Below are 21,948 nucleotides of genomic sequence, written 5' to 3'. Positions count from 1 at the left end.
TTTTTAGCCCGAAAGCGATGCATCAAATGTATTGATTCAGGATATTTTCGTACATCTCTTGCTTGCCGCTGATCATCTCTGGTTCGCCGATTTCCAGCGCATGGGCTCTCAGATCCTCCAGACTAAGTTTACCCATTTCAAAGTCTTTGCCTTTGCCGCTATCGTAGGAAGCATACCTTCTTTTTCGAAGCAGTTGGTAATCGGATTTTTCCATGATCTCGTTGGCAATCAACAAGCTTCTGGCAAATGCATCCATGCTGCCCACATGGGCGTGAAACAAATCCTCCAGATCGGTGGAGTTTCTGCGGATCTTGGCATCAAAATTCACCCCACCTGTAGTGAAACCGGGACCTTGCAACAATACCAACATGGCTTCTGTTAATTCCTGCAAATTGATGGCAAACTGATCGGTATCCCATCCGTTTTGGTAATCGCCCCGATTTGCATCGATGCTTCCAAGCAAACCGGCATCCTGAGCGACCTGCAGTTCGTGCTGAAAGGTATGGCCCGCTAGCGTGGCGTGGTTTACTTCGATGTTAAGTTTGAAATCCTTATCCAATCCGTAATGACGCAAAAAACCGACTACCGTGGCCGCATCGTAGTCGTACTGGTGTTTGGTTGGCTCCATGGGTTTCGGCTCGATGAGGAAGGTTCCTTTGAATCCCTGCTTACGTCCATAGTCTCTGGCCATGCCTAAAAACTGCGCCAGGTGTTCCGTCTCACGTTTCATATCGGTATTCAACAGGGACATGTAGCCCTCGCGGCCACCCCAGAAAACGTAATTTTCTCCACCCAGCTCAATGGTGGCATCAATGGCGTTTTTGATCTGCGTAGCTGCCCGGCTCAGCACATTAAAATCCGGATTGGTGGCCGCCCCGTTCATATAACGGGGATGGCTGAACACATTGGCCGTGCCCCAAAGCAGTTTGATTCCGGTTTCCTGTTGTTTCTGTTTTGCATAGGCCACGATGGCCTCCATGTGCTTTTCATACGTAGCGATATCCTCGCCTTCGTCGATCAGATCTACATCGTGAAAACAGTAAAAAGAGACGCCAAGCTTGCTGATAAATTCAAAAGCGGCATCCATTTTGTCCTTTGCCCGCTGGATCGGGTCAGCGGCTTTGTCCCATTCCCGGACCATGGTACCTGGTCCGAAAGGATCGTTGCCGGTCGCGCAGAAGCTATGCCAGTACGCAATGGCAAAGCGAAAGTGATCCTTCATGGTTTTCCCGTTAATGATCCGGTTTTCATCGTAAAAGCGGAAAGCTAACGGGTTTTTAGAATCCCTGCCTTCAAATTTGATTTTTTCGATACTGGGGAAAAATGTTTTTGACATGGTAAACTATAGGTTAAGATATTTAAAATTCGTATTATTTGATTAGCTGATGCAGGCTCTGCTCCCAGCGTTGAAATACCTCCCGGTATGCTTCGCGTTTTTCTTGCTCAGGCTCCACCACTTGAAGTCGCTCCAAGCCCTCAAAGGCTTCGGCAGCATTGGTGTAAATGCCCCGACCAATTCCTGCACCCCGGGCAGCACCCTGGGCGCCATCGGTATCGTACAATTCCAGGGAGATCTCGTTCATGTTGACAAAAGCTTCCCGGAAGAGCGGACTTAAAAACATATTGGCTTTTCCTGCTTTCACTGTTTTGAGGTTTAGCCCCATGTTCTTCATGATTTGAAAGCCATACGTAAGGGCCGAAACGATACCTTCCTGTCCGGCCCGCAATACGTGACGGTGATCGTGTTTGAGTAAATTTAGCCGGGATAAATGCGCTCCCACTTGCTTGTTCTCCATGATTCGTTCCGCTCCATTACCAAAAGGAATAAAACTTAGTCCTTCGGCTCCAATGGGCACCTGCTGCGCCAGTTGGTTCATTTGCTCGTAGTTGAGTTGTTCGTTTCCCAATAGCTTTTTTAGCCAGCTGTTGAGGATACCGGTACCGTTGACGCAAAGCAGGACACCGTACCTGGGATCTTCCTTCCGGTGGTTGACATGCACAAAGGTATTGACCCGAGACTTCGGATCGTACACCGGTTGCGTACTCACGCCGTAAACGGTGCCCGAAGTACCGGCTGTGGTCGCCAATTCCCCTTCTTCCAGTACATTCAACGAAAACGCATTATTCGGCTGATCCCCAGCCCGGTAGGTAACCGGTATACCGGCATCCAATCCCAATTGCCGGGCCGCTGTCTCGGACAGGCTGCCTTGATTTCCAAAGGAAGGAACCGCCTCCGGAAGCAGGGATGCATCCAGCCCGTAGTAATCGAGCAGGCGTTTGGAGAGACCATTGGTCGTAAAATCCCAAAACACCCCTTCGGAAAGTCCGGTTTCGGAGGTTTGTATTTCCCCGGTTAACTTCATGGCAATGAAATCACCTGGAAGCATGATTTTGTAAATGCGTTCGTACACCTGGGGTTCATTGTCTTTGACCCATTTCAATTTGGATGCAGTGAAATTGCCCGGTGAGTTTAGGAGGTGCTGCAGGCAATATGCTTCTCCCAGTTCCTCGAACGCCTGCCTTCCGATCCCTACCGCCCGGCTATCGCACCAGATAATCGCCGGACGAATGATTTCCCTATCCTTGTCCACCAACACCAACCCGTGCATCTGGTAGGAGATGCCGATGGCGTTGATTTCACCGGTTTTTACATCGCCCTTCCGCAATACTTCCAGCGTGGTGGCCTGTATGTATTTCCACCAAAGCTCCGGGTCTTGTTCGGCCCAGTCTGGTTTTGGTGCATGAATGGTCATTTCTTCCTTGGGCAACCCTTCGGAAGCCACGACCTTACCGCTGTCTGCGTCCAGCAGCGTGGTTTTTACCGATGAACTTCCCAGGTCATAGCCTATCAATAATCGTCTCATGTGCGCTTTTATCGGTTACTAATTACCAGAATACAATGTAAAGGGCGGCGATGATTCCCGAAATCAAAATGGCGCCAATCTTAAACTTCGTACTGGTAACAAAGAGATCTTTGGTGATTTCAATTCCTTTGGGATGGTCCTTCCCTTTCCCTTCGTACAAGCTGATTCCAATGATTAAAACCGAAATAATAAGAAACACCAGTCCCATCCGGTCAATAAACGGAATACCCGGAGTCAGAAATTTGAACGCCGTTGACAAAGGAATCGTCAATGCAGCCGCTGTAAGTGCCGCATTGGAAGTGGCCTTTTTCCAAAAGAACCCAAAGATAAAAATAGCGAAAACTCCCGGTGACACAAAACCCGTATATTCCTGAATGTACTGAAATGCCTGATCCAGTTCGCTCAGCGCAGGCGCGACGATAGCCGCAATGAAGAAAGCAACAATGGCTGTAATTCTTCCTACCCGTACCTGCTTGTTTTCGGATGCCTTTTCGTCAACAAAACTCTTGTAGATGTCCAGCGTGAAAATGGTTGAGGTACTGTTGGCCATGGACGCCAGCGAGGAAACAATGGCCGCAGTCAAGGCAGCAAAGGCCAGACCTTTCAATCCCGAGGGAAGTAGTTGGAGTAAGGTGGGGTAAGCCCGATCGGATTTAATGATACCACTTTCCGGGTCGGTCATCGAGGTGATAAAGCTGGTATCCAGCCCCTGATTGACAATAACAAAGGCTGCAATACCAGGGATTACCACGATCAGCGGCATGAGTAACTTTAAAAACCCGGCGAAAACCATTCCCTTTTGGGCTTCGTTGAGGGATTTCGCAGCCAGTGCCCGTTGGGTAATGTATTGATTGAAGCCCCAGTAATTCAAATTAATTACCCACATGCCCCCTATAAGTACGCTAATTCCGGGAAGATCCAGGTAGGCGTCTCGTTGACCGCCTGCCCCGTCCGGAATCATCATTTCTCCTTCGTTGATGATCATTTGAAAATGAGAAGGCGCTTCCCGAAGCAGGGAAGTAAACCCGGCGATCACGTCCCCGGAACCAACAATGGAAAGGGCAAGGTAGGTCGTGGCCAATCCACCCAAAACCAGAAAAAACACCTGAACGACGTCGGTCCAGGCTACGGCTTTTAGCCCTCCATAGATCGAATACAGCATGGCAAAAACTGCCAGTCCCGCAATCCCATAGACGAGTGGTACGCCAAGAATTGTTTCCAGGCTCAAGGCACCCAAATACAGCACCGACGTAAGGTTAACAAAAACGTAGACCAGCAGCCAGAAAACCGCCATCACTGTCCTGACGCGTGAATCGTAACGCCGCAACAAAAACTGGGGCATGGTACTAATCCCTTCCTTCAGGTAAACCGGTAAAAAGAATATTGCCACAATGATCAAGGTGGCAGCGGCCATCCATTCGTAAGTGGATATGGCCAGTCCCAGGGCAAAACCGGAGCCGGACATGCCGATAAATTGTTCAGCAGAAATATTGGATGCAATCAAGGATGCCCCCACCGCCCACCAGGGTAGTGCTTTTGAGGCGAGAAAGTAGTCGTTGGAATTTTTTATGTGTCCCTTTTTTTCCCGGGACACCAGGTAGCCCATGGATAGGATGAGTAGGCAATAACCTGAGAAGATGACCAGGTCTAACGCTGTGAAATTCATGAAGAAGTGGATTAATGGGTTCGGTCTTTTGTCAATTCATTGGGTAGTATTCGGAAAATTAAAGATGCAATATAGTCAAATAAGGTTTTTATAAAATTAAATTGATGCAGAAAGTGAAGTGGTGGAAGATACTGGGATCGTTCCCTTCCTGTAAATCAATGACCGTTTAATCCAATTGGCTGCCGCTTTGTGTGAGGCAGACCTTGCTACCTGTAAGGAAAACAGTATCTTTGACACATTAACCATTTTCAAACCTCCGCATTCCATGGAACCGAATTTGTCTACCTTTCGCTTGTCATTTTCCCGCCGCAAGTACCTATGCCCCCCCCTGCTCTTTCTGCTTGGGGTATTCCTTGCAGTAGCCTGCCAATCCAACCAAAAAAGGGAAGAAGTGGCTGCAGCACCGGTTACACCAAGTAAACCGGCACCAAAAGTTGCGATTGACGATATAGAGGCCGGAATCAAGGCATACATCGATGCAAAAACAGTCGAAAATGAGGGGTATTTCCTGGTTAGAGACGAAGACAAGCTGCTACGTTTGCGCCTGGTACGGGTACACACCGAATACCTGTCAAATCTAGGTCCAAATAGCCATTTTGCCTGCGTGGACCTGGCCGACGTCAATGGAGACGTTTACGATGTAGATTTTTTTCTGGAGGGAAAACCCGGGTCCATGGAGGTGACCCAAACCTCGGTACACAAACTCAATGGAAAACCGTTCTACAGCTGGAAGCAGAAAGAAGACAAAACATGGTTCCGCCTGCCCATTGAAGAGGCAACCAACGAATTAATGGGCGTAATCGAAGGGGAGGACCGGTTTCAGTTTCATTACAAGGCAACCGTTCCCCAGCTTACAGCGGATGCAAAGATGTGGATTCCTATTGCCGTGAGCGATTCCTTCCAACGTGTGGAATTAGAAACCATGCAGGTGCCCGGAACCCACCGTTTGATAAAAGACCCGGTCAATGCAAATACCATCCTGTACATGGAACTGAATCCCGAACACAGCGGGCAGGAAATTGCGCTTACCTACCGTGTATCGCGTAAGGAGAAAGGTCCCTACGAAGAAAGCGGGCAGGTAGCCGACCGGTACCTGGCTTCCAACCGGTTGATGCCGGTGGATCGTAGGTTTCGGGAAATCGCCATGGAAGCGATTGGAGAAAAAAGAAACGATAGCCAGCTGATGAAAGCCCGCGCAATCTACGATTACATTATCGACAACATGCGCTACGCGAAATCAGGCGAATACGGCAAAGGAGATGCCGTCTATGCCTGCGACACCAAAACCGGAAATTGTACCGAATTTCATTCGCTGTTTATTTCCCTGGCCCGATCCGTGGGCATTCCGGCTCGATTTTCCATTGGAGCGGCCATTCCTTCCGATCGGAACGAAGGCGGAATCGACGGGTACCATTGCTGGGCAGAATTTTATGCTGAGGGCAAATGGTGGCCATTGGACATCAGCGAAGGCAATAAATACACCGCATTGGCTACCTACTACTTCGGCAGGCACCCGGCAAACCGGATCGAGTTCAGTCGAGGAAGAGACCTGGAACTAACTCCCGGTCCGGAATCGGGACCCATTAATTTCCTCGCTTACCCGCTTCTAGAAATCGGGGGGCAACCTGCGGTAGCCGAGTCCTCCTTTTCGTTCACACGCCTTCAGTAAAAAAAAGTGACGAACAGAAACAGGTAGAAACAGTAACGTTTAGAATAAAATTCCAAACGTGAGGGAATCATGCATGCTTTTATTCGTCACTCGCCCTTCCCTTTATTGATAGGGGAATAAATTGGGTGGAAGGCACTCCGAAACTTATTCCGGATGCTCGTTTCCGCCTGCAGGATGTTCTCCGCCTTCTTCTGCTGGATGCTCGTTTCCGCCTGCAGGATGTTCTCCGCCTTCTTCTGCTGGATGCTCGGCATCTCCTTCAGGATGTTCCACTGCCTCTTCGGTGCTTTCACTTTTCTTGTTACCACAGGAAGTAACGGTGGCAGAAAAGAAAAAACCCAAAAGCATCAGTAATAAGACGGTCGATTTCAAACGGTGTAAGAATTTCATTTTCTATTTGGTTAATGGTTTTACAACTCTGTAAAGTTACACTTTTTATAAAAGGATGCAATTTTCAAGGGGTAAAACCCCGGCATGTGGCCTACGCAAACTTGCAGACCCGCTAAATTGTGCGTATTTTATCCGTATATACCAAACCAACCCATTTTAGTACCCATTATTTACTAACCCATACTCCGAAAAATGGAAAAATTAACCCACAAAAAAAAGGTGATGGAGCAAGCCATTCGCTACCAGGAAGCCATTGTTGCAGATTTTAGAAACCGCATTCAGGAACTCAGAGAAGGTGAACAACAGACTCAGGATCAGTTGTATGAATACGACCAACAAGGACAGGAAGACGAAAGCGCAATTGTCATCAACCGCATTGCAGACGAGTTGAATTTTGTGATCGAGGAACTGGATTTTCTAAAGCAAATGAAAACCGCAACAAATCTTTTTGAGGAAGTTACGCTGGGAGCCATCGTAAAAACCGATAAAATGACTTTTTTTCCCAGTGTGAGCATTGAGAATTTTGAAGTTGATGGAGAAAATATTTTCGGCATATCCCGGAAAGCTCCCATCTATAAAGAAATGGTAGGCAAAAAGAAAGGAGATTCTTTTTCAATGAATGACCGTACCTATACCATCCTGGACCTCTATTAGCCACTAGCAAGGCCTGTGGGAAGTGGTTTCCCCTACCTGATTGCTATTGCTAAAGCGTGAGATACCATCCAAATTTAAACCAGATGCGCTGCCGCAGTCCAGCATCGAAGAACCGGTCGGTTCGGTGATCGATACCGACCTGAAACTTCTGTCTGTTTCGCGACAAATGGCCCAGGGCCGCCACAAATCGGTTTTCCAGTCCGCTATCCCGGTCCTGATAGCTATAAATGAGCTCATCTGCTAACACGAGGTAATATTCTCCGGGGTCAACGGTCTGTCCCTGAAGCGCAATTTCGGCAGAAAGCTGGTACCGTAGCCGGTACTCAATTGCCTCTGCGGCTGCGAACGTCTGATCGGTTCGAATCCGATGCCCCAGGCGAAAGGTACTTTTACGTTGTAAAAAGGAAATCTGCTGGATGGTCCGGTGGCTGTCGTTGTTTCGGCCATCCAATCGAAATTGGTAGCCGCCGGTCAGGGAGACGAATGGGTTGATCGAAGTACCCGCAAACCCTTGAAAATCGGTAAGCACGTGCCGGTAAGCCCAACTGGCCTCATTTCCCTCAGGCAAGGAAGCCATGCCGTGTTGACTTTCAATTTTACCCGTTAACCGAAGTTTTTCGCTTGCCTTCACCCGAACCTGCAACTCGGGGAAAAAGCCCAGATTGGTGAGCCGCCCTTGTGCCATGCCCTGATGGCCCACTATCATCCCAAAAATAACTACCAGAATATACCGCATCAAAAGAACAGGTGATTGGTGGAGGGTATGGCAATTTCTCTCCGACTTAGCAAGTTTCCGTTTTCATCAAACAGACCCTCCCAAAGTTGTTTACTGGTTTCATTTTCGCCGTAAAATTCAATTTCGTACCGGGTCGTTACTGTTACAAAATCCGCATTTTTCACCGAATCCTTCAAGTCCTCAGGCGCTCCAGTGTATTGTACCTGAATTTTTTCAATCCGGTATTTTTTAAACGTGTCTTTGAAATACCTACCGATTGACTCCCGTGTAGATTCGGGTAACGCTTCCCAGGTGGTTTGTACTTCTATGTCTTCTATCCTGCCAGATAGGTCAAATTCCACGCTGTGGGTCGCTCCTCGGAACACAAACTTGGCCTCATAGCTACTTTTCCCGGAGGTTTCTTCAACATACCATTTCACCTTACGTGGCGATCCAAACGCCTCGTGCAGCCAATCTTTGGCCGCTTCCGGCACTGTCCCGGGCGTGATGCGAAATTCCCGCTCAATTTTCTCCTGCCCATATAACGCAAGGGGCGAGAACCATACAAGACCGGTAACGACCAGCCATCTACTTATCCAAATCATCGTATGTCGCATGCATATTTAGTTAGATTCCCGCGCAGGCCTCGGATATATCGACCCAAGGAAGCGTGGATGCCCAATTCGGCCTTTCGCTACCTGTCAAAAAGAAACTACCACCGAATGATCCCCGCCTGCCCCACAGATGCTCTTTTTCGGGAAAATCATCGATCAACATAAAATAGGCAAGGTGAATTTTTTTTTACGAAAAGAGCCGTTGCGGTGTACACGTCCATTGTCCCCCACGCTTCCTTACGATGGAATGCGAATGTGGTTCGGTGAAATCGGTCCGTCGCATTGCATCGGGCGAACTACCGCATTTCCCCATCCGAATCGGTACCCCAACCGCACACTGCCATCCCGCTTTTCATTCCTCATATTCGTGAGAAAGCGGCACCAGGCGTGCGCTCAAGTCCGGCGTTTCCATTTCCGGATCAAACGGGAACATGGGTCGGTTGATTCGCTTAAACTCCAGGCGTTCCAGGTCCTGATCGACGCCTCCCGGGGTAAGTGCCATGATCCAGTCGGCTCGCATGTCGTACAGTTCTGGAACGAGGTAACCGATCTTTACCACCACAATATCCGATTCCCGGGGGTTTAACCCCAGATTGGTAAAATCACTTTCCCGATGGTAGGGTTTGCGCTTTGCGGTGACGATCACCCGGACACTGCCTACTGCCACCACTACTTCCGTTTCCGCATTTTGATCACCCTGTTCGATGGCCGTTACCGTTCCACTCAAAGTGATCGGGGGAGAGAAACGGTCGTCTACGGCCGCTCCCACTTTTGCGGTTACCTGACCGCCCACACCCACTTCCAGGGCGGCATCCACCAGTTCCGGACCCGGAATAGAAGCATAGATCAGCAAGGGACCGTCCGGCGATTGGAACTCAGGCCTGGCTAGAATCTCCCGAAGGGTCCAGGTCACATCGCCTGCGCCTCCTGCTGTGGGGTTATCACCCATATCGCTGATCATAAATGGTTTTTTATCACTCGCTATGGCCATGTCCAGGCTTTCGCGAAGGCTTGCTGTAGGGGCAATGAATTCAAACGCAAACCGTTTTTCCCAAAAACTTGCGGCCAGTTTTTCCGCCGTTTCGGTAACGGTAGACCGATCATCCCCCGTCACCATGACCACCGCATGGTTTCTGGGTTCATCCGCCCAGGCATAGCCTACCCATATCGCCGCATCGGTCACACCTTCCTGATCAGCAGCAGGGTACACCTCCGCATACAACGCCTTTCCGGGGTCCACCCGGGTGCTGGTCTTTTCTCCGGGTAGCAGGATGGGAACCGGTATCCAGGCCTTGTAGGCTGGTTTTCCCATTCCCGACTCCAACCTTTCCAATAGATTATCTACTGCCCTTTTTTTGGATTCCAGGGCATCTTCGTGAGGAGCCATCCGGTAGCAAGTGATGAGATCGGAATGCGCAGCAAGGCGCCAGGAAACATTGCCATGCAAATCCATGGAAGTGGAAATTATGGTTTCCGTACCCACTACCTCACGAACTCGTTGGATAAAATCTCCTTCCGGATCATCCAGGCCGACCACACTCATGGCTCCATGGATATCAAAAAACAGGCCATCGTAGGGAAGGTTTTCCCGGAGCCGATCGAGGGTTTCTCCAACCAGGGATTCATAGGCCTCCCGAGCCACGATCCCCCCCGGAATGGCATGTCCGCGCAGGGTTGGAAACCAGGTGGCTCGGGCACGATTAAGCGAATCCTCGTGCATAAAGGGATAATACCCAAACACCTCATCCCCTCTACGGGCATGAAACGCGTCCTCTTGCGTCACCGCCGGTGAAAAAGTGCTGGACTCAATCGCCAAACCAGCGATGGCAATTCGTGGCAAAATCGCAGATTTTTCCTGCGTTTGGGAATCCCCACTTCCACATGCCCCCAACGTCAACGCGTACAGGGCCAGGTAAAGTAGGGGAAAAAAAGCGTGCTTCGTGGTCATAATTCGATTCATTACAGATAACTTGATAAAATACGCAGGCTACTATTGGGTTCAAGCGTTCTAAACGGTAGGTCGGTGGAATCGCCTGAGCGGCTGATCCCGGTACTAGTGTTGCTTCGGTAGTTTCTCGAGGATTTCCCTCAGCAAATGATTTTGCTCTTCCTTCAGGTCGTTGTGCCTTTTGGCCCACCTGAAAACCAGCACAAAAAAGACCAGAAGTAGCAGCGAATAAAAGGCGGAAATAAAAACCATGAGCAGAAATGATTTGGTGAAACTAGCTTTCAATCATGAAATAACCAAAAAAACGGTTTCTTCAATTTTTTTTTGCAATCTAATGAAAGTAACTGGCTTTTTGTGCCAATTTGTGGGTAAATTAAGCCTGTTAACTACAAATTACTTTTATCAAGTAAATCAAGGTGTTAGCCATGACCCTCAATGAGCGTAATCCCAGTGCTTCTACGCATTGGCAACATCAACTGGATCGATTTTGTAAACAGGAAAATCTAAAAGGACTCATCCTTTCCCTGTATCAGGAAAGAAAGGATCCGATCGCCTGGATCGGGGCATCTGGAAACCTCAACAAACGGCAACCCTATTTTATTAGTGGCCTGGCAAGACTCCATATCGCTGCTTTGCTGATAAAATTAAAGATAAGAGGTAAGGTGAATCTGGATGAGCCTTTTAGGCAGTATTTGACCGGACCGGAATACGCCGGTATTGGCCGCCGGCGAGGTACCGACCGTACGCCGACGATCACGCTGAAACAACTGCTGACCCATCAGTCCGGAATACCGGATTACCTGCGGCTGCCTATCGGAGGAGAAAAAAAATTAAAAGACGAACTTTTTTCAAGAAATGACCGGGAATGGACCTTTGCTGAAGTACTACAGGTAGTTCGGAATACCTCTTCCTTATCCCGGCCGGGTGCTTCCCAAAAACCGCACCCCTCCGAAACCAATTTCCTACTATTGGGAAAGGTAATCGAAAAAGTGACCGCCCTCAGCTTGGAGGGGGCTTTGGAAACCTTTCAGACCAAACCCCTGGCCATGACGGAGACGTATGTTTACAAAGACCCCTACGATCGAACGCCCACTCCCTTTTACAACGGAAAAGAAGCCGTTCACATCCCGCGGGCCATGGCCTCGTTTGGAGCCGCAGGGGGCATGGTTAGTACGGCACAGGACTGCATGACCTTCCTCAAATCGTACCTGCACGGGAAATTCTTCCCTCCCAGCGAGTTAGACGCCATCTTTGACTGGCAGCGAGAATCCGCATCCCTGTCTCATGGCCTGGGTATCTGCCGCTACCAAAAGCCTTTGTATACCCTGCCATGGGGAAAATCACCGGCGATCATCGGACAAACGGGGATCACCGGCGCTTTTTCTTTTTTTGTCCCGGACCTCCACCTGTATTTGACCGGCACGGTCAATCAATCAGACAGACCGCTCCTTCCTTACAAACTCGCCCGATTTATTCTCCATGCGCTGAGCAATACGAATCAATCTCCGGTGATCACTTAAGCCAATCCGGCTTTGTGGTATCAATGGATGCCTGAAGTTGATTCAATAGATTATAAAGACCGAAATAGGTCCGATTGATGTACAAGCCATGCCGGGAACCCCGTGCCTGTTTCGATTTCCTGAACATTTTGTCGTTCGATATTTTGTCCCCGAGGGCAAAAATCTGCTGGAAATACGCATCGTCTGCGAAGTCAAATTTTTCTACATGAAACGGCTTGCCTAGCAGAGAAATCATTTCTTTGAAGATGGCTTTGAAATACAGCTTCTCTTCCTCGGAATCTTTGTCACTAATAAACTCCAGGTTGTAGAAAATTTGATTCAACTCGTCTTCCCGTATGAGAAGGTCCTTTTTTATTAAGGAGAAATAACCTTGATAGAAGTCCTCTGGAATCACTTTGACACATCCAAAATCGATAACTGCCAATTGGTTTCCCTCCTGAATGATGAAATTACCCGGATGGGGATCGGCATGCACCTGTTTCAATTCGTGCACCTGGTGGTGGTAAAAATCCCAAAGGGCCTGCCCTACCCTGTTTTTTGCGGCTTGATCGGGCTGCGTAGCCAACCACTCCTTCAGGTGCAGTCCTTCCATCCAATCCATGGTAATGATACGCGAACTGCTCAGCTCCTCGTAGTAGTTGGGGAAATTCAGATCGGCAATGTGACCGCAAGCCTTGGAAATTTCCTTGCTCCGCTTCACCTCCAGTTCGTAATCTGTCTCTTCGAGTAATTTTTCCTCCACCTCTTCCATGTAGTGGTCCAATTCCCGCTCGTTCATGTTTAACAGGCGGAGTGCGAATGGTTTTACCAATTTAAGATCGGACTGTACACTGGAAGCCACGCCCGGATATTGGATTTTTACTGCATATATTTTTCCATCTTTCGTAGCCTGGTGCACCTGGCCAATGGAAGCCGCGTTGACAGCAGAGGGGGTGAAGGTATCGAAAAGGTTTTCCGGTCCGGTTTTAAAATATTGCACAAAGGTTTTTACCACAAGGGGATAGGACAAGGGCGGCGCGCTGTATTGGGCCATGGTGAATTTGTCCTGGTACGCCCGTGGCAACATGTTTTTGTCCATGGCCATCATCTGGGCCACTTTCAAAGCACTCCCCTTTAGCTCACTTAATGAAGCATAGATATCGGTAGCATTGTCCCGGTGCAAGTCGTCTTTATTCAGGGAAGGATTGACTACTTTTTTTGCATAATGCTTCATGTAGTTGCCCCCAACCCGCGCACCGGTACTGATAAATTTGACAGCCCGCTGTACCTTGGAAACGGGAATACTTTGCTGTTCTTTTAGTTTCTGAGTCATGGTCTCTACCTGGATTGAAATAAAAATTTGGCAAAATCCACGAAACTATCCACTGCGGACTTTCCCATTAGATCAAACGCCAGATTTACTGATTTTTCGATGGCCGCATCGGTCTTTTCGAATGCCGGAGAGTCATCTTTCAGCCAAAATCGAAACAGAAAAAGCACCTGAAGCCAAAGGGCTTCGTCGTACCGATCCGACAGGTAGGGTCGCTCGGCAATTTCCTCGGTCTCCTTGCCCTCAAGTATCAACTCATTAACAAAATCCTTAAAACTACGCTTAAATTCTTTCAGCTCGGTCGGGAAATTTTTATCCTTGAATGCAGTATCTCCGTAGACAGCCAGTAAATAGGAGCGCCTGCTTTTCAATTCTTCCACCCAGGTAAAGTAAAATCCAAGTAGCTTTTCACGGGTAGAATACGACTTGTAAACTTCCTGACTTTCCAGGTTAGCGAGGGTGGCCTCGTAAACGCGAGCCCAAACAGCTTTTTTGATGGATTCAAAATTGCTGAAGTGATCGTAAAATGCAGCTTCCTGCATTTTCAATTCCTTGGTGAATTTAAAAACCGACGCCGGTTCGTTGCCTGTCTCTAAAATATGGTTGATGTACGCATCAATTATCTTATTCTTTTCTGTCTTTCGACTTTTTGTTTTTTCTGTCATTTCTTCGTCATTAATGTACTCCGGGAAAATAACACGTTCGGGGTCCAAGAGGTTTGTTAAAATGTGTAAATAATTTTATCGGGCACCCAAACAGGTTTGGGGAATTAATTGATCCGATAGATTTGTTTACCCAACGTGCATCCAATTCGGGTTTTTTTTCGTTAATGATGGGGGAAAATGAAAAACAGGTTATGGTGTTGCTAGTAAGGAAATGTTTTCTTGGGCTTTTTTTGGGACTTTCGGTGTTCCTCGTTTCTTGCAATCGGGAATTTGAAGAAATGCCCAGCAGTGAATCGCTGGTCAAAGAGGCAATTTTTGAAAGCATGCAGGAATGGTACTATTGGAACGACCGTTTGCCAGCAACCATCAATTCGGGCAGTTACCGAAGTAACGAAGACCTCTTGTACGACCTCATGTACCTACAACTGGACCGTTGGTCCTATCTCACCACACAGGAGGAATTCAACAAGGCCTTTACCGGTCAAAATGCCGGACATGGATTTGGTTTTGGTCTTGGCGAAGATGGAAAACTGTACGTGTCGTTTGTCTACAAAGACTCACCAGCCGGATTGGACGGCTGGGAACGCGGCTGGGAAATCATTGAAATCAACGGGAAACCCATCGAATCCTACCGCTCGACGAACGGATACAATTTTGAGTTGGGGGAAAATACACCGGGAGTTACCAATACCTTTACGTTCAAACTACCTGACGGCAGTACCACTACCCGAACAAATATCAAATCCGAATACCAGGCGAACTCGGTTCTTCACCGAGAGGTATTGGAAACCGGAGGCAAAAAAGTAGGCTATTGGGTATACAATAGCTTCAAGGTAAGCCCTGGTGTCAGCCCCAACCGCAGCCTGGAGGTGGAAGAAACGCTTTCCTATTTTGAATCACAAGGTATAGACGAACTCGTTTTGGATTTGCGGTACAATGGCGGTGGTTCTGTGGATGTCGCAGAACAAATCATGAATGCGCTCATACCTGCTTCCGAAGACGGAAAACTCATGTATACCAATGCCCTAAACGCGGAAAAAACCAATTTTAACGAGACTTTTCAGTTCAGTAAAACCGGCAATCTGGAATTAGATCGACTTCTAGTCATCACCTCCCGCGGCTCTGCCTCTGCAAGCGAGCTAATCATCAACTGTTTGGATCCGTACATGGACGTCATTCTGGTAGGAGAAAGCACCTACGGCAAGCCCGTTGGCTCTTTTCCCCTATCCCAATTTAACGAAGTGCTGTCGCAAAACCAGGTGGAATTGGTCCCCATTACGTTTGCTATCGCCAACGCAAATGGAAATGCTGCGTATTACCAGGGTTTTCCGGTAACCATCCCTTCCAGGGACAACCCCGCCTTTAACTGGGGCGATCCAAAGGAAGACAACCTGGCAAGTGCGCTTACCTACATTCAATATGGGGGCAGTGCGTCAAACAACCGACAGCGATTTCAGCCATCTACCTGGCAAATGATTGACAGTTTTACCGGTCTGGAGAAAGAATTTCCCGTTTACTAGGCTGTTTTGATTTTTGTCATTCGTCTTCTTTTAGTTAAATCTACCGTAAACCGCCGACTCTTCCTATGAAAATACTGCCCATCGGTTCGTTTCAATTGTTCACGAAAGGATTGGCCTTTTGTCTGCTTGTTGCCGCTTGTTCCCCACCGTCGACTGAAAATCAGGTGAATAAAGGGCCTGGTACCCTTGCTTTCGGTTCCTGTAACCGGCAACACCTGCCACAACCACTTTGGAAACCCATCCTGGATGAAAAGCCAGATGTCTGGATTTGGTTGGGAGACAATATCTATGCGGATACGCACGATATGCAGGAAATGGCTGCTAGTTACGAAATGCAATACCAGCAGCCGGACTATCAGAAGTTACGGGTAACTACCCCGGTCGTGGGCATATGGGACGACCACGATTACGGGATCAACGATGGCGGCAAACACTACAGCCAGAAGGACTCCAGCCAGCAATTGTTGCTTGATTTTTTAGAGGTGCCAAAAGAAAGCCCCAGAAGGTCTCAAAAAGGTGCCTATGCTGCGCACACGTTTGGTTCCGGTGATCGGAAAGTAAAACTACTCCTGCTCGATACACGTTACCACCGGGATACGCTTCTAAAAGTCAATGGCAGCTATGTACCGAATGAGGAAGGAACCCTCCTCGGAGAAGCCCAATGGAAATGGTTGGAAGAGGCTTTGGAGAATAGCGATGCCGCCATCCACATCCTCGCCTCGGGCATTCAGTTTCTGCCGGAAGAACACCGGTTTGAAAAATGGGCCAATTTTCCAGCCGAGCGTCGGCGATTGCTGGCGCTAATTGAAAAAACGAACCCCAGCGGAGCGGTGTTGATAAGCGGGGACCGGCACATTTCGGAGGTATCCAAAATGACCTTAAATAACGGCTACCCACTTTATGAAATCACCAGCAGTGGGTTAACCCATGTGTATTCGGATTACTCGGGAGAACCAAATCGATATCGACAGGGGGAAGTCATCCATGAGCTTCATTATGGGCTGCTAACCATCGATTGGGAAGAGAAACGGATGAAATTTCACATCAAAGGAGTAGAAGGACTGGCGCTACTGGAACAGGACATTTCGTTTTAGCAAGGGCAATTTATAGAGAAATATACAGGCTAATTTCGCAACCAAACATGACAAAAGCTTCGGTAACATTTTTTTTGGTTTTTTGGTCGGCCTGTCAGCTGGTACAGGCTCAGTCTTTTTCTTTCACACAAAAACTGGAAGAGGAAATGGCAAATTTTGGTGGGGAAACCGGTCTGTATGTGGAACATCTGGCAAGTGGAGAAATTTTTGCCATTCGGGCGGATTCTCTTTTCCCGACCGCCAGTGTCATCAAAGTGCCGATCATGGTGGGTATTTTCAAGCAAATCCATGACAAAAAATTGGAGCTGGATACGGCCCTGCTTTACAGAGACAGCATCCGGTATGGAGGTTCCGGGCTCATGCAATATTTTAAAGATAGCACGGAGACCGACTTGGCCACACTGCTCTCACTGATGATCGGCTACAGCGATAATACAGCTTCCCTTTGGTGTCAGGAACTCGCTGGAGGTGGGCAAGAGATTAATAAACTTCTGGACAGCCTGGGTTTGGAACACACCCGGGTGAATTCCCGTACAGCGGGCAGGCAGGAAGCCTGGGAAAAATATGGCTGGGGTCAAACAAGCCCCAGGGAAATGGTTTCCTTGCTACGAATGATTCGTCACGAAGAATTATTCTCTCCCGAACTATCTCAAAAAATGTACCGGCTTATGAGCAATGTGATCTATGACAATTACGCACTTTCTGCCATACCTCCCTACATTCAGACCGCCTCCAAACAAGGGATGGTGAGCAGTTCCCGCTCTGAACTGGTAATGGTCAACGGACCCTCGGGCGACTACGTATTCTACATCGCCACTAAAAATAATCGAGATACTACCTGGGACGAGGACAACGAAGCCTACCGACTTCAGCGAAAACTATCCGGAATGCTATGGAATTACTTTGAAGCAGAACAGAACCAATAAATTAACTCTCCTAAAAAACGATGGGAAACCTTTCCAATGAATGATTTTTCTACCTTTCATAAAAAATTCCGTGACTAAGGCTAGAATCCGGAAATTTGGCTTTAATTTTACGGTAGTAATCAAAATTAAATAACAGTGATTTTAATCGTTCTATTTCTTCTGCATTGGTACTTTTCGTTATTCTGTCAGAGTTTTTTTCTGCACCGGTATGCCGCCCATCAGATGTTTGTAATGAGTAAGTTCTGGGAAAAATTTTTTTACATTTTCACCTGGATTGCTCAGGGCAGTTCGTACCTTTCCCCCAGAGCATACGCTATCCTGCACCGCATGCACCATGCGTACAGCGATACACCAAAAGACCCGCATAGCCCGCATCATACAGAAAATCTGTTTACCATGATGTGGAAGACAAAAAAAATATACAACGAACATTTTACATTTAAGGTCAAACCCGAAGAACGGTTTTCAAAAGATGTGCCGGATTGGAACCGCTTTGATCGGTTTGCCGACACCATGTTTCTACGAATCGGCTGGGGTTTGGTATACGTAGTAATATACGTGTTAAGCATCAGTGTATTTGAATTGGCAGGAACCCACTGGTGGATGTACTTCCTGCTCCCCATACATTTTATGATGGGCCCAGTACATGGAGCCATCGTCAACTGGAGCGGCCATAAATACGGATACGCAAATTTCGACAACAACGACCACTCAAAAAATTCCCTGTTTTTAGATTTTCTCATGTTGGGAGAATTGTTTCAAAACAATCACCACCGCTTACCTAAACGGGCCAACTTTGCCGTCAAATGGTACGAGTTTGACCCCACTTATCCCATTGTTAAATTACTCCATGCAACGGGAATCATAAAATTAAAACCGATGGGTTAACTCCCCTTACAAATCAGCTGTTCACGGACTTTCAGGACAGCTGATTTTTTTTGCGCAAAAAAAAGCCAAGGCCCAAAAAACATTTAACTTTTAGTAGGATTTTTTGAATAATTCTTTTTACAGCATATTTTTTTTAAAAAAGCTTTGCAATTAAAAAACTAAATGGTTAAGTTCATGCAAAATCACCTACTTTAGTAAACTTATGAGAGAATTAACAAGAGCAGAAGAGCAGATCATGCAGATTCTATGGGACATTGAGAAAGGATTTGTCAAAGATGTCCTGGAAAAAATGAAAACGCCAAAACCGGCGTATAACACGGTATCGACAATTATACGTATTTTGGAGAGGAAAGGTTTTGTTAAGCACCGTGCTTATGGCAAATCCCATGAATATTACCCCATTGTTTCGAAAGACGAATACAGAAGTTTTACCATAAAAAATCTTCTATCAGGTTATTTTAGTGGTTCATTCGCCAAATTGGCCTCTTTTTTCGCCAAAGATGAAAAATTGGATGTGAAGGCCCTCGAAAAAATTATGGACGAAGTAAAAGACGATGTAAAAAGCACCTGATCAGTAAACGGGTAACAAAAAAGGGTGATTTCTCACCCTTTTTTGTTCCAATTCTCCCATAGGTGCCATTCAATTTTTAATCTGCGGTTCCAATCGCATGCACCTGAAATCCAATGGATCGTAGCGCCTCTTTATCAAGAATATTTCTTCCATCAAATACGTGGGCAGGTTTAAGCATCCCATCGTAGATACGCTTCCAATCGTAGGTTTTAAACTCATCCCATTCGGTCAACACCGCTACTGCGTGAGCTCCTTCGCAGACCTTGTACGGATCGGTACCCACCGTTAAATTTTTACGATTTTCTTCCGACGACCTGCTCCCAAGATAGTCAAGATCTGTATATACCTGTTCTTTTTTCACTTTCGGATCATACGTTTCTATGAAGGATTGCTCGTTTAGCAGATGATCCGCTACATAGATGGCGGCCGATTCGCGGGTATCGTTGGTGTCTTTTTTAAATGCCCAGCCTAAAAAGGCAATCTTCTTCCCGCTTACCGTATTGTATAGGTTTTTGATAATCTTCTTCGCAAAACGCCGTTTTTGATGGTCGTTCATAATGATTACCTGCTCCCAATAGTCAGCCACTTCGTTCAAGCCGTAGCTTCTGGAAATGTAAACGAGGTTCAAAATGTCCTTTTGGAAACAAGAACCTCCAAAACCCACCGAAGCCTTTAAAAACTTGGGACCAATGCGCGAATCGGTACCGATTGCCCTGGCTACTTCATTGATATCTGCCTCCGTAAATTCACATAATTCCGAGAGGGAATTAATTGAAGAAACCCGCTGTGCCAGATAAGCATTGGCAGTAAGTTTAGACAATTCAGAGGACCACACGTTGGTCGTCAGGATTTTTTCTCTGGGAACCCACCTGGCGTATACATCTACCAGTGCCTGAATGGCATTCAAGCCTTCCTGTGTCTGGTCCCCACCAATCAATACCCGGTCCGGATCCATTAGATCCTCCACTGCAGTTCCCTCAGCAAGAAACTCCGGATTGGAAAGTATCTGGAAACTTAATCCGTCTCCTGTATGCGTCAAAATATCCTTCAGCGTACTGGCTGTACGAACAGGCAAGGTAGATTTCTCCACAACGATTTTATCTCCCTTAGCTACCCGGGCGATCTGCCGGGCACATAATTCGATCCATTTCAAGTCCGCGGCCTGTCCCTTCCCTTCTCCGTAGGTCTTCGTAGGGGTATTTACAGAAATAAAAATCATTTCGGCTTCGTCAATGGCTTTGTCCACATCTGTGGAAAAAAATAAGTTTCTTCCCCTTGCTTCTGCCACTACCGCAGATAAACCCGGCTCGTATACCGGAATATTATCTACGTTCTCATCATTCCAGGCAGCAATGCGATCCTGATTGATATCCACCACCGTTACCTTGATGTCTGGACATTTTTTTGCAATCACCGCCATGGTCGGGCCTCCCACATATCCCGCCCCGATACAACAAATATTCTGGACTTTCATTTTTTTTTTGGTTTAAATCAGCACACGTGCGGACAGTATAAAATTAATTCTACTTTCTTTTATTAAAAATTTAATCTAAAATTCTCGCGGAAACCGTTGTAAGCTAGGAGGCAAAAATAATTCATTCCACGGATTATCAAAAATAAAGCGTGTTTTTGTTGATTAATTTGCATTCCTACAGTAAAAAATAGTGCCTGTTTGTAGCGAACCAACTTCCATTACCGGCCAAACGAAAAAAGGGAGCTCGAAATCGAACTCCCTTTCCCGTTACTTTTATACTAGCCAAATTGGTCAATTGGCTGTTGTCAAGAGGGAACTTCTGCTTACTGGCATTATCGAACGATGATCAATCGCTGCATATCCCTGTAACCCGAATCGGTAATCGTGCTGACAAAATACAACCCTGCCGCCAGATCATTGACCGAGATCTCATACGACTTACTGAACTGATCCTCAGCCGGCACAAAGGTATTCACCAGTCTTCCACGCAAATCGAAGATCCTAACCTCCGCAATCTGTTCCGTAGGATGATCCAGTCTCAAATTCACGAAAGTAGAGGCTGGATTCGGATACATCGCAATCGTAACCGCTTGTTCAACCACCGACTCACCGTCTTGATCCTGCGATTCATCCCAAACAGTTACCATCACTGTTTCGGTGTACAGCGGAATACCGTATTTACCAATCCTGGCCTTTACTTCGTACACACCTGGCTCGGTGAAGATATTCACCGGATTCTTTTCTTTGGAAGCGTTGCCGTCTCCAAAATCCCAGTAGTAGCTCAATTCAGGATCTGCAGTTCCCAGCAAGTCGCCAGAAAATTTGACCATCAATGGACCTGATCCCTCCATGGGGCTTGCGACCAGTAACGGTGCTGCTTGTTGTTGATTCGTACGCAGCCCGGATCCGTCTATTTCGATAACCTCAAACGCCGAGAGTTTTGGCTGATCCGCTCCGCCTTGTGCAGAGAAGTTCATCGTCAGCTCCCCGTCACTTACCGTGACATCGATGGTTTTCGTCAACACCGTACCCGGTGCCGCTTCCGCGTTGATGTCAAAGGAACTCAGCACCGGATCCCCTTCGATGTTCACATTGAACACCCGCTTGCCACTGCCTCCGGCAACGCCGGTTGCCACTCCCCAGTAGATCTCCGCAAAGTGAAGCACTACCTGGTAGTCGCCATTTGCTAGCGGTACCTCGTAGGCAAACGTTTTCGTTGTCGAACTTCGCTCTGTCTGGTACAAGGTCGGAAGCGAAGCACTGCTGTTCGTATAGGTTTTTCCTCCCACAAAGTACGTGTCTGCAGCAAAGTCCTTGCCCTCGTACGTCAGTGCTGGTCCGCCTGCGTTAATACGCAACTCGAATGCCGGATCAACTGGCGGTACCACTTCCGGAGACACCACAATCGTCAATTGATCGCTGGCTTCTTCTCCCTGCTCATCCGTTACCGTCAGCGTTACT

At 47.5% G+C, this 21,948-nt stretch carries 20 protein-coding genes; 8 read left to right on the top strand and 12 right to left on the bottom strand.

Annotated features, from left to right (window positions below):
- Nucleotides 1-22: 22 nt before the first annotated feature.
- Genes xylA through GCU44_RS11005 form a run of 3 tightly spaced genes read right to left on the bottom strand, consistent with a single transcriptional unit; the run spans nucleotide 23 to nucleotide 4,530 of the window.
- A complete protein-coding gene (xylA, locus tag GCU44_RS11015; RefSeq protein WP_154856449.1) occupies nucleotides 23-1,336 on the bottom strand; it encodes a xylose isomerase in 1,314 nt (437 codons plus the stop codon).
- Between the two features lie 34 nt (nucleotides 1,337-1,370).
- Entirely contained in the window at nucleotides 1,371-2,864 is a 1,494-nt protein-coding gene (locus tag GCU44_RS11010; protein ID WP_154856448.1) for a xylulokinase, read from the bottom strand.
- Nucleotides 2,865-2,886: 22 nt separating this feature from the next.
- Nucleotides 2,887-4,530 (bottom strand): sodium/sugar symporter, encoded by a 1,644-nt coding sequence (locus GCU44_RS11005; RefSeq protein ID WP_154856447.1) that lies wholly within the window; start codon nucleotides 4,528-4,530, stop codon nucleotides 2,887-2,889.
- 265 nt (nucleotides 4,531-4,795) lie between these two features.
- On the opposite strand from GCU44_RS11005, the gene GCU44_RS11000 reads away from it, so the two are divergent.
- Nucleotides 4,796-6,199 (top strand): transglutaminase-like domain-containing protein, encoded by a 1,404-nt coding sequence (locus GCU44_RS11000; RefSeq protein WP_154856446.1) that lies wholly within the window; start codon nucleotides 4,796-4,798, stop codon nucleotides 6,197-6,199.
- A gap of 144 nt (nucleotides 6,200-6,343) precedes the next feature.
- Here the strand turns inward: GCU44_RS11000 and GCU44_RS10995 are convergent, their stop codons facing one another.
- On the bottom strand, nucleotides 6,344-6,589 hold the full coding sequence (locus GCU44_RS10995) for a hypothetical protein (RefSeq protein WP_154856445.1): 246 nt from the start codon (nucleotides 6,587-6,589) through the stop codon (nucleotides 6,344-6,346).
- Nucleotides 6,590-6,781: 192 nt separating this feature from the next.
- Between GCU44_RS10995 and GCU44_RS10990 the strand changes: the two genes are divergently transcribed.
- Complete coding sequence (locus GCU44_RS10990; RefSeq protein ID WP_154856444.1) at nucleotides 6,782-7,243, top strand: hypothetical protein; 462 nt, start codon at nucleotides 6,782-6,784, stop codon at nucleotides 7,241-7,243.
- Nucleotides 7,244-7,292: 49 nt separating this feature from the next.
- Here the strand turns inward: GCU44_RS10990 and GCU44_RS10985 are convergent, their stop codons facing one another.
- The 4 genes from GCU44_RS10985 to GCU44_RS10970 all read right to left on the bottom strand — a co-directional run bounded on the left by GCU44_RS10985 (nucleotide 7,293) and on the right by GCU44_RS10970 (nucleotide 10,772).
- Nucleotides 7,293-7,979 (bottom strand): DUF2490 domain-containing protein, encoded by a 687-nt coding sequence (locus GCU44_RS10985; RefSeq protein ID WP_241684914.1) that lies wholly within the window; start codon nucleotides 7,977-7,979, stop codon nucleotides 7,293-7,295.
- Nucleotides 7,979-8,575 carry a hypothetical protein gene (locus GCU44_RS10980; protein ID WP_154856442.1) on the bottom strand — a complete coding sequence of 199 codons (597 nt, stop codon included), beginning with the start codon at nucleotides 8,573-8,575 and terminating at the stop codon, nucleotides 7,979-7,981. The genes GCU44_RS10985 and GCU44_RS10980 overlap by 1 nt, the downstream gene beginning before the upstream one ends.
- Nucleotides 8,576-8,924: 349 nt before the next feature.
- Nucleotides 8,925-10,520: a M81 family metallopeptidase gene (locus GCU44_RS10975; protein WP_154856441.1), complete on the bottom strand. Its 1,596-nt coding sequence runs from the start codon at nucleotides 10,518-10,520 to the stop codon at nucleotides 8,925-8,927.
- A 105-nt stretch (nucleotides 10,521-10,625) separates the two neighbouring features.
- Nucleotides 10,626-10,772, bottom strand: coding sequence for a hypothetical protein (locus GCU44_RS10970; protein WP_154856440.1), 147 nt, complete (start codon nucleotides 10,770-10,772; stop codon nucleotides 10,626-10,628).
- A 173-nt stretch (nucleotides 10,773-10,945) separates the two neighbouring features.
- Here GCU44_RS10970 and GCU44_RS10965 point away from each other — a divergent pair, with 173 nt between their 5' ends.
- Complete coding sequence (locus GCU44_RS10965; RefSeq protein ID WP_154856439.1) at nucleotides 10,946-12,040, top strand: serine hydrolase domain-containing protein; 1,095 nt, start codon at nucleotides 10,946-10,948, stop codon at nucleotides 12,038-12,040.
- Here the strand turns inward: GCU44_RS10965 and GCU44_RS10960 are convergent.
- Both GCU44_RS10960 and GCU44_RS10955 read right to left on the bottom strand, forming a co-directional pair.
- A complete protein-coding gene (locus GCU44_RS10960; protein ID WP_154856438.1) occupies nucleotides 12,033-13,352 on the bottom strand; it encodes an ABC1 kinase family protein in 1,320 nt (439 codons plus the stop codon). The genes GCU44_RS10965 and GCU44_RS10960 overlap by 8 nt on opposite strands.
- Nucleotides 13,353-13,357: 5 nt before the next feature.
- Entirely contained in the window at nucleotides 13,358-14,014 is a 657-nt protein-coding gene (locus GCU44_RS10955; RefSeq protein WP_154856437.1) for a TetR/AcrR family transcriptional regulator, read from the bottom strand.
- Nucleotides 14,015-14,205: 191 nt separating this feature from the next.
- Here GCU44_RS10955 and GCU44_RS10950 point away from each other — a divergent pair, with 191 nt between their 5' ends.
- The 5 genes from GCU44_RS10950 to GCU44_RS10930 all read left to right on the top strand — a co-directional run bounded on the left by GCU44_RS10950 (nucleotide 14,206) and on the right by GCU44_RS10930 (nucleotide 19,013).
- Entirely contained in the window at nucleotides 14,206-15,534 is a 1,329-nt protein-coding gene (locus tag GCU44_RS10950; RefSeq protein ID WP_154856436.1) for a S41 family peptidase, read from the top strand.
- A gap of 65 nt (nucleotides 15,535-15,599) precedes the next feature.
- The gene (locus tag GCU44_RS10945; protein WP_154856435.1) at nucleotides 15,600-16,628 is read left to right on the top strand and encodes an alkaline phosphatase D family protein; all 1,029 of its coding nucleotides are present in this window, start codon (nucleotides 15,600-15,602) and stop codon (nucleotides 16,626-16,628) included.
- 47 nt (nucleotides 16,629-16,675) lie between these two features.
- Nucleotides 16,676-17,554 (top strand): serine hydrolase, encoded by an 879-nt coding sequence (locus tag GCU44_RS10940; protein ID WP_154856434.1) that lies wholly within the window; start codon nucleotides 16,676-16,678, stop codon nucleotides 17,552-17,554.
- 135 nt (nucleotides 17,555-17,689) lie between these two features.
- Nucleotides 17,690-18,442, top strand: a complete 753-nt coding sequence (locus GCU44_RS10935; RefSeq protein ID WP_092167785.1) for an acyl-CoA desaturase — start codon at nucleotides 17,690-17,692, stop codon at nucleotides 18,440-18,442.
- A gap of 202 nt (nucleotides 18,443-18,644) precedes the next feature.
- The gene (locus GCU44_RS10930) at nucleotides 18,645-19,013 is read left to right on the top strand and encodes a BlaI/MecI/CopY family transcriptional regulator (RefSeq protein ID WP_092167782.1); all 369 of its coding nucleotides are present in this window, start codon (nucleotides 18,645-18,647) and stop codon (nucleotides 19,011-19,013) included.
- A 76-nt stretch (nucleotides 19,014-19,089) separates the two neighbouring features.
- Here GCU44_RS10930 and GCU44_RS10925 read toward each other — a convergent pair whose 3' ends face one another.
- Both GCU44_RS10925 and GCU44_RS23000 read right to left on the bottom strand, forming a co-directional pair.
- Nucleotides 19,090-20,487: a UDP-glucose 6-dehydrogenase gene (locus GCU44_RS10925; RefSeq protein WP_154856433.1), complete on the bottom strand. Its 1,398-nt coding sequence runs from the start codon at nucleotides 20,485-20,487 to the stop codon at nucleotides 19,090-19,092.
- A 332-nt stretch (nucleotides 20,488-20,819) separates the two neighbouring features.
- The coding region (locus GCU44_RS23000; RefSeq protein WP_161993924.1) for a malectin domain-containing carbohydrate-binding protein at nucleotides 20,820-21,948 on the bottom strand (1,129 nt) is incomplete at its 5' end.

The sequence above is a fragment of the Cyclobacterium xiamenense genome (genome assembly GCF_009467825.1).
GTDB classification, from domain to species: Bacteria; Bacteroidota; Bacteroidia; order Cytophagales; family Cyclobacteriaceae; genus Cyclobacterium; species Cyclobacterium xiamenense.
The sequence above is the reverse complement of the archived record's forward strand: the minus strand, read 5'-3'. Positions and strand labels throughout refer to the sequence as shown.

Excerpts from the sequence above, each read along its gene's own strand:
- xylA (WP_154856449.1), bottom strand. The coding sequence starts at position 1,336 with ATGTCAAAAACATTTTTCCCCAGTATCGAAAAAATCAAATTTGAAGGC.
- GCU44_RS11010 (WP_154856448.1), bottom strand. The coding sequence starts at position 2,864 with ATGAGACGATTATTGATAGGCTATGACCTGGGAAGTTCATCGGTAAAA.
- GCU44_RS11005 (WP_154856447.1), bottom strand. The coding sequence starts at position 4,530 with ATGAATTTCACAGCGTTAGACCTGGTCATCTTCTCAGGTTATTGCCTA.
- GCU44_RS11000 (WP_154856446.1), top strand. The coding sequence starts at position 4,796 with ATGGAACCGAATTTGTCTACCTTTCGCTTGTCATTTTCCCGCCGCAAG.
- GCU44_RS10995 (WP_154856445.1), bottom strand. The coding sequence starts at position 6,589 with ATGAAATTCTTACACCGTTTGAAATCGACCGTCTTATTACTGATGCTT.
- GCU44_RS10990 (WP_154856444.1), top strand. The coding sequence starts at position 6,782 with ATGGAAAAATTAACCCACAAAAAAAAGGTGATGGAGCAAGCCATTCGC.
- GCU44_RS10985 (WP_241684914.1), bottom strand. The coding sequence starts at position 7,979 with ATGCGGTATATTCTGGTAGTTATTTTTGGGATGATAGTGGGCCATCAG.
- GCU44_RS10980 (WP_154856442.1), bottom strand. The coding sequence starts at position 8,575 with ATGCGACATACGATGATTTGGATAAGTAGATGGCTGGTCGTTACCGGT.
- GCU44_RS10975 (WP_154856441.1), bottom strand. The coding sequence starts at position 10,520 with ATGACCACGAAGCACGCTTTTTTTCCCCTACTTTACCTGGCCCTGTAC.
- GCU44_RS10970 (WP_154856440.1), bottom strand. The coding sequence starts at position 10,772 with ATGGTTTTTATTTCCGCCTTTTATTCGCTGCTACTTCTGGTCTTTTTT.
- GCU44_RS10965 (WP_154856439.1), top strand. The coding sequence starts at position 10,946 with ATGACCCTCAATGAGCGTAATCCCAGTGCTTCTACGCATTGGCAACAT.
- GCU44_RS10960 (WP_154856438.1), bottom strand. The coding sequence starts at position 13,352 with ATGACTCAGAAACTAAAAGAACAGCAAAGTATTCCCGTTTCCAAGGTA.
- GCU44_RS10955 (WP_154856437.1), bottom strand. The coding sequence starts at position 14,014 with ATGACAGAAAAAACAAAAAGTCGAAAGACAGAAAAGAATAAGATAATT.
- GCU44_RS10950 (WP_154856436.1), top strand. The coding sequence starts at position 14,206 with ATGGTGTTGCTAGTAAGGAAATGTTTTCTTGGGCTTTTTTTGGGACTT.
- GCU44_RS10945 (WP_154856435.1), top strand. The coding sequence starts at position 15,600 with ATGAAAATACTGCCCATCGGTTCGTTTCAATTGTTCACGAAAGGATTG.
- GCU44_RS10940 (WP_154856434.1), top strand. The coding sequence starts at position 16,676 with ATGACAAAAGCTTCGGTAACATTTTTTTTGGTTTTTTGGTCGGCCTGT.
- GCU44_RS10930 (WP_092167782.1), top strand. The coding sequence starts at position 18,645 with ATGAGAGAATTAACAAGAGCAGAAGAGCAGATCATGCAGATTCTATGG.
- GCU44_RS10925 (WP_154856433.1), bottom strand. The coding sequence starts at position 20,487 with ATGAAAGTCCAGAATATTTGTTGTATCGGGGCGGGATATGTGGGAGGC.